The sequence below is a fragment of the Litchfieldia salsa genome (genome assembly GCF_900104555.1).
In the GTDB taxonomy this organism is placed as follows: Bacteria; Bacillota; Bacilli; order Bacillales; family Bacillaceae_L; genus Litchfieldia; species Litchfieldia salsa.
The window spans coordinates 1-7841 of sequence record NZ_FNJU01000029.1 but is presented as its reverse complement, the minus strand read 5'-3'; the positions used below and the strand labels follow the sequence as shown (position 1 = coordinate 7841).

At 36.9% G+C, this 7841-nt stretch carries 9 protein-coding genes and 1 riboswitch; of the genes, 2 read left to right on the top strand and 7 right to left on the bottom strand.

What is annotated here, in order from left to right:
- Both BLQ56_RS23770 and BLQ56_RS23050 read left to right on the top strand, forming a co-directional pair.
- On the top strand, positions 1 to 259 hold a 259-nt coding region (locus BLQ56_RS23770; RefSeq protein ID WP_204381099.1), incomplete at its 5' end, for a hypothetical protein.
- Between the two features lie 96 nt (positions 260 to 355).
- Positions 356 to 592 carry a hypothetical protein gene (locus tag BLQ56_RS23050; RefSeq protein ID WP_090859994.1) on the top strand — a complete coding sequence of 79 codons (237 nt, stop codon included), beginning with the start codon at positions 356 to 358 and terminating at the stop codon, positions 590 to 592.
- Between the two features lie 347 nt (positions 593 to 939).
- Here BLQ56_RS23050 and qoxD read toward each other — a convergent pair whose 3' ends face one another.
- The 7 genes from qoxD to BLQ56_RS23015 form a co-directional block, all read right to left on the bottom strand.
- A complete protein-coding gene (gene qoxD, locus BLQ56_RS23045; RefSeq protein ID WP_090859992.1) occupies positions 940 to 1242 on the bottom strand; it encodes a cytochrome aa3 quinol oxidase subunit IV in 303 nt (100 codons plus the stop codon).
- A gap of 1 nt (position 1243) precedes the next feature.
- The gene (qoxC, locus tag BLQ56_RS23040; protein ID WP_090859990.1) at positions 1244 to 1849 is read right to left on the bottom strand and encodes a cytochrome aa3 quinol oxidase subunit III; all 606 of its coding nucleotides are present in this window, start codon (positions 1847 to 1849) and stop codon (positions 1244 to 1246) included.
- Positions 1849 to 3810, bottom strand: a complete 1962-nt coding sequence (qoxB, locus tag BLQ56_RS23035; RefSeq protein ID WP_090859988.1) for a cytochrome aa3 quinol oxidase subunit I — start codon at positions 3808 to 3810, stop codon at positions 1849 to 1851. Before qoxB ends, qoxC begins: the two co-directional genes overlap by 1 nt.
- Before the next feature lie 16 nt (positions 3811 to 3826).
- The gene (qoxA, locus tag BLQ56_RS23030) at positions 3827 to 4777 is read right to left on the bottom strand and encodes a cytochrome aa3 quinol oxidase subunit II (RefSeq protein WP_090859986.1); all 951 of its coding nucleotides are present in this window, start codon (positions 4775 to 4777) and stop codon (positions 3827 to 3829) included.
- Positions 4778 to 5492: 715 nt separating this feature from the next.
- The gene (locus BLQ56_RS23025) at positions 5493 to 5957 is read right to left on the bottom strand and encodes a hypothetical protein (protein ID WP_090859984.1); all 465 of its coding nucleotides are present in this window, start codon (positions 5955 to 5957) and stop codon (positions 5493 to 5495) included.
- Between the two features lie 171 nt (positions 5958 to 6128).
- A riboswitch (cyclic di-GMP riboswitch) is annotated at positions 6129 to 6215 on the bottom strand.
- A 108-nt stretch (positions 6216 to 6323) separates the two neighbouring features.
- Positions 6324 to 6788 (bottom strand): hypothetical protein, encoded by a 465-nt coding sequence (locus BLQ56_RS23020; protein ID WP_090859982.1) that lies wholly within the window; start codon positions 6786 to 6788, stop codon positions 6324 to 6326.
- Positions 6789 to 6792: 4 nt separating this feature from the next.
- A complete protein-coding gene (locus BLQ56_RS23015) occupies positions 6793 to 7581 on the bottom strand; it encodes a hypothetical protein (RefSeq protein WP_090859980.1) in 789 nt (262 codons plus the stop codon).
- Positions 7582 to 7841: the final 260 nt, after the last annotated feature.

Genomic DNA, 7841 nt, shown 5'->3' with positions numbered 1-7841 from the left:
ACCTTGGTTCGTGGGATTCCTTCGTTCTTTCGCGGGATTCCACTTGGATTTAGTGGGATTGCCCGATGTTTTCGCGGGATTATGGTTCTGGCTCTTTGCGTGGAACCTTGTTTCGTGGAATTCCTTCGATCTTTCGCGGGATTCCACTTGGATTTCGTGGGATTCCTCGATGTTTTCGTGGGATTATGGTTCTGGCTCTATGGAAGAAGCCATCACTAATACCACAACACAAATAAATAGACAATATTTATTTTCATAAATCATCACTATTTTTTCTAATTGTGAATAAAATAGTAAAAAAGATTGACAATTTTGTGACAAAGTATAGAATATTAAGTATAAGGAGTTGGTAACGATGGTTGGAGCAAACGCAGAAAAAATGAAAACGGTACGCAGGATCTCAACAATAGGTATTTCAATCGGTCTTATCTCGATGATGATCAGTTTTATTGTAAGCGGATTCAACGCTACGTCATTTGTAACCCTTCTAGGCGGCGGAATTATTTATGCATCAATGGTATTCTTTGGCTTCGGTCTATTTTTATGCTTGATCGAAGAATATGCTGACAGAGCTAAAGGCGAAGTTAACTGACACCATAGCATATCAAACAATTTAATCAAATATAGATAACCATAAACATATAAATAGGCTGTTTTCTCTGAATATAAAAAGATAGTATCTAGCAGTCTGAATACACGGAGACTCCTGCGGGACCAGTGGCCAAAGTAGACCCCACAGGAGCTTAGCGACGAGGAGGCTCACTGGTCACCCGCCTGACGCGGAGTGTATTCAGCCTGCGGCTTTATACAAAAAAAACAGCCAACAATAAAAAAACGATCATGATCAAGAGTTGTTACTTTTACAAAGGAAGTAAAAGCACTCTCTTTCTCACAATCGTTTTCCAATAAAAGAGCCTTATCAAAGGCTCTTTTATTTATTTATCCAACCGCATGCCCAGAAGTTAATACCCAGATACTTCCGATTACAATGACAGCTGCAAGGAAGATACTATATGCCATGTTAATGATATTAATTTTACCTTCAGCACCCTCACTCACATGCATGAACATTGTTAATTGAAGTCCTGCTTGGAAGAAAGCCAAGGCTCCAGCGATATACATCTTTGTAGTACCAGAAAAATCAGTTTTAAGCGCAACAACTAATGCAAGCAATGTCAAGATGAGTGATAGTAAATACCCAGCTACATGACGATACGGAAAGCCTGTGTCATGCTTCTTCATATTACATCACCATCCCTTTCAAGTAGACGAATGTGAAGATGAAAATCCAAACAACGTCTAGGAAATGCCAGTACAGACTGAAAATAAATGTTTTTCGTGCTGTAGTAGGTGTTAGTCCTCTTTTTAAAAGCTGCATAATAATCAAGACTCCCCAACCGACACCAAGTGTTACGTGAGCTCCATGTGTTCCAAGTAAGGTAAATAAAGCTGATGTAAAAGCACTTGTACCAATTGCAGCACCTTCGTGAACAAATAAATTAAACTCATATATTTCAACAGTTAGGAACCCAAGTCCAAGAACAAGCGTAATGATAAACCATAAAAGTAATCCTTTAAGATTGTGATTACGCATTTCACGGATCGCAAGTCCTGCTGTAAAGCTACTTGTTAAAAGTAGAAAAGTATTGATCATTAATTCCTTCACATGGAACAAGTCTGCCCCAGAAGGCCCACCAGCTGTTCGGTCTACTAAGATAAAGTAAGTTGCGAACAAGGTAGAAAATAAGACGATTTCCGCACCAAGGAAAATCCAGAAGCCAAGAATATTCATCTGATCTTGGTGCTTTTGATATTCAAGTGGTAATGAAGTATCAACTTTTCCAGCCATTATAAATCACCTCTCCATTTTTTCTCGGTTTTAGTGATTTCTTCGACACTTACATAGAAGCCTTCATCATAATCAAATGAGCGTGCAATCAGACCTATTATAATAAGAACTGATGCGATCGCAGCTGGTATAAACCATTCAAAGACTAAGAAGAAGCCGACAATTCCAAAGGCAACACTCATTAAGAACGGCACTCCAGAGTTGCTAGGTAAGTGAATCTTTTCAATTTCACTTTCTTTAAGCGTATGCGTACCTTCTTTTTTCATATCCCAGAATGCTTCAGTTGAGTTTACTTCTGGAATTTTAGCAAAGTTATAAGCTTGAACTGGTGATGCAGTAGCCCACTCAAGTGTACGAGCATCCCATGGATCATGATCTACACCACGTGGAGCATAACGGAAGCTCCAGTAAATGTTGTATACTAATGCAGCAAATCCTGCAGCTAAAACTAGTGAACCGATAAATGAAAGCATTAACGGGTTTTCCCATCCTAAGCCTTCAGAATAAGTGTACATACGACGTGACATACCATCTAATCCAACAAAGAACATTGGCATAAATGTTACGTTAAATCCAACAACGAATAACCAGAAATGCCATTTACCGATTTTTTCATTAAGTGTAAATCCGAACATTTTCGGCCACCAGTAGTAAAGTCCTGCAAACACGGCAAACACTACTCCTGGAATTAATACATAGTGGAAATGCGCCACTAGGAACATTGTATTGTGATATTGATAATCTGCTGCTGCCATTGCTAGCATAACCCCTGTAACCCCACCAATTGTGAAACATGGAATAAATGCTAAAGCCCACAACATTGAAGTTGAAAATTTAATCCGACCTTTTCTCATCGTAAACAACCAGTTAAAGATCTTCACCCCGGTTGGAACGGCGATTAACATCGTTGTAATCGAGAAGAATGAGTTAACTGCTGGTCCTGATCCCATTGTATAGAAATGGTGAACCCATACGATCATCGATAAGAATGCAATCGTAATGATTGACCAAACCATTGTTGTATAACCATATAGATTTTTACGAGAGTAAGTTGAAATAACTTCTGAGAACATACCGAATGCTGGTAAAGCAACGATATAAACCTCAGGATGTCCCCATAACCAGAATAAGTTTAACCAAAGCATTGGCTCCCCACCAGCTGCTACAGTAAAGAAGTGAGTCCCAAACAAACGATCCATTGTCATCAATAATAATGCTACTGTAAAAATTGGGAAGGCAGCAACAATGATTACTGATGTTATAAATGAAGTCCAAGCAAACATTGGCATTTTCATTAATGTCATACCTGGTGCTCTCATTTTCAATACTGTTACGATAAAGTTAATTCCTGTTGCTAATGTACCAATCCCGGCAATTTGCAGGGCAACTGCGTAATAGTTATTACCGATACCCGGTGTAAATTCTTTACCTGCGAGTGGAAAATATGATGTCCACCCCGCATCAGGAGAACCACCGATAACAAATGAGATGTTAAATAACATCGCACCTACGAAAAATAACCAAAAGCTTAATGCATTTAACCAAGGAAACGCAACATCACGAGCTCCAAGTTGCAATGGTAAGACAACATTCATAATACCAATCAGCAAAGGCATCGCCGCGAATAAAATCATAACAATTCCATGAGTGGTAAAAATCTCATTATAATGCTGAGAATTTAAGAATTCCATTTCTGGCCGTGATGTTTGTAATCTCATCATCAAACCGTCTACCCCACCACGGAAGAACATTAATACTCCCGCTAAGATATATAAAATACCAATACGTTTATGATCAACAGTTGTTAACCATTCGGTCCACAACCAACGCCATTTTTTGAAATATGTTAAACCACCGACGATTCCGAGAATCGTTAATCCAATGGCAATCTGTGATGCTAAAATAAGGGGATCTCCTGTGACAAAAAACTGATGTCCTGTGCCTGCACCTAGTACTCCCATTCTTTAATCCCTCCTGTTAGTGTGAGTCATGATTGTCATGATCTCCATGATCTCCATGGTCTTCATGGTTTTCATGTGTATCTTCTTCAGAATGACTACCATGTTCATCATGAGACTCTCCACCATGATTGTGGTATTCCGATTCTGAATGATCAATCCATTCTAAATGGGTACCATTAAAAGTCATACGACCAACAAGGCCTGGTTCAATAATCTCGTAGTGTTTTTCTTCTGTTAAGTCTGAAGCTGTTGCTTTAACTTCAGAAACCCATTTATCAAAATCTTCCTGAGTTTGTGCTTCAACCTCAAACTCCATATGCGCATAACCTTCACCGTTAAAACTTGTATTACGACCAATGTATGAACCAGGTCTATCTGCTAAAAGGTAAAGCTCTGTCTGCATGTTAGCCATCGTATATTTTTGTCCACCTAACGCAGGTACCCAGAAGGACTGCATCGTACCGGTAGATGTCATTTTAAACTGAACTGGAACGCCAGCTGGGATATTAAAGTAGTTAACCGTCTCAATATCTTGCTCTGGATAACTAAAAATCCATTTCCAATCAGCTGATGTAACGTGTATGGTAATTGGTTCTACATTCTCATACCCTTCAGGTATTTCCTCAAGTTCATACGTTGTAATAACCGTCGGAATTGTAAGAGCGATGACAATCACAATAGGAATTCCAATCCAAAGCGCTTCTAACAGTTTACTCCCATGTTCATGTGGTGGCTCGTAATCTTTGTTTCTATTAGTCTCACGATATTTCCAAATAATGTATCCAAATAACACAAAAACCACAACTACAATAACCAACATAAAGATGATGGAAAATATAATCAGATCAGCCTGACTCTTTGCGACTGGTCCTTGTGGATCAAAGATAAGTAGCTTTTCACATCCAGAAAGCACTGATGAGACTGCTACTAATAGTATCGAAAACATTATATAACGAAAAGATTTCATGTAATGTCGCTCCTCCCTGCATTTAAAATCACTTTTTTTCTCTGTAAGTAAACTCAAGAAAGCAAATAATAAAAAGAAAAGATTATAGCATAGTCTTTTATGCTGAAAAGTGATATATCTTACACTTTCTCTTACAAATTCTATCTTACACTCAAAACGATGCTGATATATGACGGAAATGTGTAGATTTTTTGACAAAATCCAAACTTAATAAAAAATCTACTTGGTTAATTCATTAGTCTGTCAAAATTAAACCATCTGAATTCCCCGTCAATTCAATATTCCACTATACTTATAGGTAATACTTTGTTAAATAATTCACGTAATCATGCGCACTATTTCACAAGAATTATTATTATTTTAGTATAATTAGTTTTATGGGAACACTATGTATTATATTATAAATACAAGTCCGATTAAATGGTAAATAGTAACGAAAAAAGTACCTTGACCTGAGCGGCCAAAGTACGCTTATAACATCTATTGAATTTATTTTATACTTCTGACATAAGTGATAATAACAGTGCTAGAAAATCATCTAATTGCTCCGGGAGAACCTCTGGTATTAGCAACTCAATCTTCATTGTCACACTCTCCTTTTAAGGAACTGCTTCTAAAGAAACACAACCTCAATTTAACTTCCTAGTAAACTAGTATTACCAACTTATGAATCTTTTAAACAAACTTTTAAAATTATTTTTCAGAGTATCATCAACTATATTGGATAATTACTTTCATAACCAGGAGGTGTAATGTAATACTCGACAAGTCTTTCCTCAACAAGCTCATTAAGACCCTCATCATTTAATACAGATGAAACTGCATGAATACAAGCAGACTTAACAATCCACTCTCCGTCATTTCCTTCAAAAAAAGAACTTAAATCCACGATCATTTTATTTTCACAACTGTCCAAGGAAAACTGTAATTTCCCAGATATAAATTTTAAATTCTCTTTTTCAATTGCTTCTAAGATGACTCGATCACTAACCTCAGAAAACTCTTGTGCATACTGTTCAACTGTAAAACCCTTTCTGTCCACTTGTAACGGCTTTAATAAAAATGGACATTCCGACTCCAATAACTGATTGATCAGCTTTTGGGTTTTATTTTCCAATTGGGTTCTTGCTAACTCGCCTAAATCCCCTTCGACAATCTTAGCAATTAATTCTTTATTCAAAATACCCCATCCTCTTTTCATGCAATTGTATTTACATAAATGAATTCTCTTGGGTGAAAAATAAAAGGCGACCTCCATAGACAATCATTCTTTACAGACTTTTCCCTATAAAAGGTCTGTAAAGAATGATGCTAAATAAGGTCACCCTAAAAATATATCTCTATATTATGATTCGGTAACCCAGCCATCATAGTCAAAATTGACCTTAGATCTGAAGCTTTGCGTCTCTACTTTTCAATAGATTTGCCTTTTCGTTTAATTCACTAAAGCTTATGTACTATTATTTTACCAGATTTTATCCTATTTTCAATCTTTTTTGCGACCATTGTGAATAAAAATACCTAGGTTGGTGCCTGGCACCCGTAGTTAGGCTTTTATAACTTTGGCTACTCCAAGTGCTTGATGATGCCATAGTAAGTGTTCAACCAGTTGCGCTTCGTATGGTTCACAATCAATGATTAAGATAATTTCTGTCGTTTTCCCTCTTTTGAGAGGTCGTTTTTTTTTCATGACTCTGTAGATGAATAAATCAATAAGTAGACCTAAGAAGAAACCACTAACAGCTCCAATTAGTCCCCAATAAATTGGACCCCATTCTAATACAAAGCCTCTACTTGCTCCAATTACAGCAAATGCAGTAGCTAAGATTGATCCTTTATTAACGAACGATATACCATCTGAGTAGTGAATAGAGTCGAAAAATTGTTGTTCTTTTCGTCGACTTTTTAATGGGACTGCGAAGATATGCTCTTTTTTAATCCCCTTTTCCTCCAGTGCAGAAATGACCATTTCTAAATGAACTGTATGTTCAAAGCTCGAAAAAAACTGCATTATGTTAATGCACCACTTTTCCTTTAAGTACTTTAAATTCTCGGGATTGATAATGTTCAACTAAGTATCGGGATTGTTCGTGATCAAATAGTTTATTATTCTCTACAGTATTTGCATAGGAATCAATAATCACAAATCCATACAAAGAGTAGATAAATAAGAACCACTGTTTATCTAAGACAGATTTAGCACCCTCGATATTCCCTACGAATAACATTTGGATTGCCTCCAGAGAATGTGAAAAATAAAAAAAGATAATTGTCCATACTAAGAAAAAGAATCCTGAGAGAATTTGGTGAAGATATAATTGTCCTAATCCTGGCGTAAATACTGACCATAGCACAGCCATGATTGGCACCCTCTTCTCTATAAAGTTCAATTCAAACGGATTGATACTGAACGTATTAAACAGAGTATCCTCTCTACTAGCTAAAACGGAAACATTGTTCATACTCACTGCTGTTCGGTAGCTATCCCAAATAGCAAATAAGTAGACTGGAATATACATTAACATCCACCTTGTATCAAGGGTTTCTTTTGCCAATTCAATTTTCCCACAAAAAGTATACACCATTGCCAGATTGATTTTCGCTTGATAATTAATGAGTACTTCCCAGGTAAATAATAAAGCCCCACTTAAATACTTAGATAACATGAAATGCCCCAAACCTGAAAAAGCTGCTGACCACCAAGCAACTACATAGGGATTTCTTGAATAAAGTTGAGTTGTCCCTAAGAAGCTCACGTGTGCCCGAAAGCGTCTTGGATGATTATTGGATGCGTAGTTATTCATTGGTGAACTCCTTGCTCTTAGGTTAGTAACAGTGCTTATTTAAAGGATGGTTTACTTGATTCAATCTTCTAAAAAAGATATAACCATATAAGTAAATTGTTAATATTATATTACCCTGTCAATTTATTTCCATTCTCTCTTTTCCAGTTATTTTCCAAAAAAAGAAAAGCGGAAGCGCCTTGTTCAGCCTCAGGCAGGCATAAGGCGAAACACGTAGGAAATCTTGTTTTCCGTAGTGTTTTGACTTATGACCCCGAGGG

Bases quoted from the DNA above. Each gene is read 5' to 3' on its own strand.
- BLQ56_RS23050 (WP_090859994.1), top strand. From the start codon at position 356: ATGGTTGGAGCAAACGCAGAAAAAATGAAAACGGTACGCAGGATCTCA.
- qoxD (WP_090859992.1), bottom strand. From the start codon at position 1,242: ATGAAGAAGCATGACACAGGCTTTCCGTATCGTCATGTAGCTGGGTAT.
- qoxC (WP_090859990.1), bottom strand. From the start codon at position 1,849: ATGGCTGGAAAAGTTGATACTTCATTACCACTTGAATATCAAAAGCAC.
- qoxB (WP_090859988.1), bottom strand. From the start codon at position 3,810: ATGGGAGTACTAGGTGCAGGCACAGGACATCAGTTTTTTGTCACAGGA.
- qoxA (WP_090859986.1), bottom strand. From the start codon at position 4,777: ATGAAATCTTTTCGTTATATAATGTTTTCGATACTATTAGTAGCAGTC.
- BLQ56_RS23020 (WP_090859982.1), bottom strand. From the start codon at position 6,788: ATGCAGTTTTTTTCGAGCTTTGAACATACAGTTCATTTAGAAATGGTC.
- BLQ56_RS23015 (WP_090859980.1), bottom strand. From the start codon at position 7,581: ATGAATAACTACGCATCCAATAATCATCCAAGACGCTTTCGGGCACAC.